The sequence below is a fragment of the Acidovorax sp. SUPP3334 genome, assembly GCF_030159055.1.
Classification (GTDB): Bacteria; Pseudomonadota; Gammaproteobacteria; order Burkholderiales; family Burkholderiaceae_C; genus Paracidovorax.
The window spans coordinates 1-2,116 of sequence record NZ_BQXQ01000097.1 but is presented as its reverse complement, the minus strand read 5'-3'; the positions used below and the strand labels follow the sequence as shown (position 1 = coordinate 2,116).

Below are 2,116 nucleotides of genomic sequence, written 5' to 3'. Positions count from 1 at the left end.
CTTGTGCTGGCGCGAAGCCTGCGCGAACAGGTCGAACTTCAGGGCGCTACGGGGTGTGATCATGGCAAGGAATGGGTTAGCTGGTCTTGGTCAACAAGTGACCGGCTGGGTTTTGAGAGGTTCCCTACTATTCCCACTCCCATGAGTCCGCCATGTCGGCGTGACTCAAACCAAGGGGTCTCCGGGATTCCCGGGGCGGTTCACACGACCGCCGTCAATTTGGATGAGCTTGCCGCTCGATATGCCGATCCGAATTATTGGACTGCGGCATTGAAAAATCAATAAATTGTAAATAATCACAACTTTTTGAAAAGTATTTCCAAACCAAGGACAATGATGCCGGAAGTAAATAAATCATCGCGTAATGTTGGAAAAGTTCCTCTGCCTACGCCTCAACCAAATTCGAATACACAGCTGAATTTAAACAGTCAAACACCCAAAAAACATCAAGTCACAACGGAAGTTTTTAATAATTTACCAAAAAAATCACAACGCTCTAGCTCGAATGCATCTATTTCCTCTCTTGGAACTCGAAGTGGAAAATTACCTCCGCGTGAGGAATCAAAAGTTTCCTCTCTTCACCATGACCCAAAGCGCACCGTATTCGAAATCGTTAGAAAAATGACGGGAATTATTTGCGACGAAAACGCATCGGTTACCGATCAGAATACTGTCATTTTCTCGCGCTCGAAGAAAGCACTCGGCGGCACCGATGTAGGAATGATCGCAAAAATAGATGGCGAAGAGCACCTGGTTAAAACTGGAATTTCACGAAGTCTGCTTGGGCAAGCATTGACTCACTGTGCCAACGGCAAAATCGAAGATGCAAACAAGCTGCTTGGCTACATTGTCAATGATTCCATTCGACTGATCGACGGCAGCGCCAGTAGAAAAAGTGAAATCAAGCAGAATTTGACAGCCACATTTCATACATTTCTTGAAACAGGGCTTGGCAAAAGGTTGATGGGGAAAGCAGCCAGTGACGACTTGAGCATCACCGATGTCAGCGAAATCCATTCCAACCTAATTCTTGCTAAACCATCGTTGAAAGACCCATTGGGTATTCCTGTATTGTTTGATGTTATAAATGTGGCGGCAGCTCAGGATTTAGTGAATACGTTGCAAGGCTCTTATTTGCGCAAAGATCAAATTCCCGACTCAACGTTACTGAGTTTTTCCGACAACGCTTTAATTGCTTCACGGCTGGTCGCTGACTCAACACCGCTAGATGGCTTTTTAATGAAATCGTTTTTACCCTCAGGTTGTTCGATTTCCGATGCAAGAAACGCTATATCATTGGTAAAATCAGCTAAAGGTGGAAAACCAGTCAACGCCGATGAATTGACGCAAGCAACGGAGTTAATTTCGAAAATAAACTCACCCGACAATATTCTCTCTGGAAAACAAGCCCTTGCTGAAGCTTTGAATGGCTCGGGACTCGACGGCTTATTCACATCATTGCTGGCTCGGCTGACTTTGGGCGAGTCCGCTGATTTGGGGCCAGACAACATGCTGGTGGTTGCTGGAGACGATGGCCGCAGCAAAGTCATCAGCATTGATGTCACAGGATTTCGTTACCCGCGCGCGAATGACTTCCAAGCAAAACCGGAGGATCCTCCACGCCACGGTTGGTCAAAGGTTTTTGCAGACCCCAGTATTGCATTGAGTGTGCTGCTTGACGGCAGCGTCCTCAGCAGTCGCTACGCCAGAGGTTTCGATCCGGTTCACACAGCCATCGTCGAAGCCATGCGAGAGGCTCTGCATCAACAGGCGGTTCCAGAAGCTGAAGCAGTACGAGAGTGGTACGCATCACAGGATTTGTCCGAAGCAAAAGCATCTCTTCAATCACTGGGAGAAAGCTTGATCAACTCGATTGCGCCGGATTTGATGCCCGACACCGCTCTGGTGCGCCAAGTATTGAATAAAAACTTGGCATTCATCGAGCAAGCACAACAAGAAGCTCAACGACACACAAAACTCTCCCCCACTGGGCGGTCTCAAGCTTGAAGTGCAACGCCGGCAATGAGATCCGCAGTGAGTTGTGAGAACACTTCATGCGGGGAATGGAAGTTGAGTATTTTGCGAGGCCGGTGGTTCAGACTGTGCTCGATGGCGG

General features: G+C 47.9%; 2 protein-coding genes. Both read left to right on the top strand.

The window, feature by feature from the left end:
• Nucleotides 1-285: hypothetical protein (locus tag AVHM3334_RS23600; RefSeq protein ID WP_284415864.1), on the top strand; the 285-nt coding region annotated here is incomplete at its 5' end.
• 21 nt (nucleotides 286-306) lie between these two features.
• Entirely contained in the window at nucleotides 307-2,007 is a 1,701-nt protein-coding gene (locus tag AVHM3334_RS23595; protein WP_284415863.1) for a type III secretion system effector protein, read from the top strand.
• The last annotated feature ends 109 nt before the right edge of the window (nucleotides 2,008-2,116 follow it).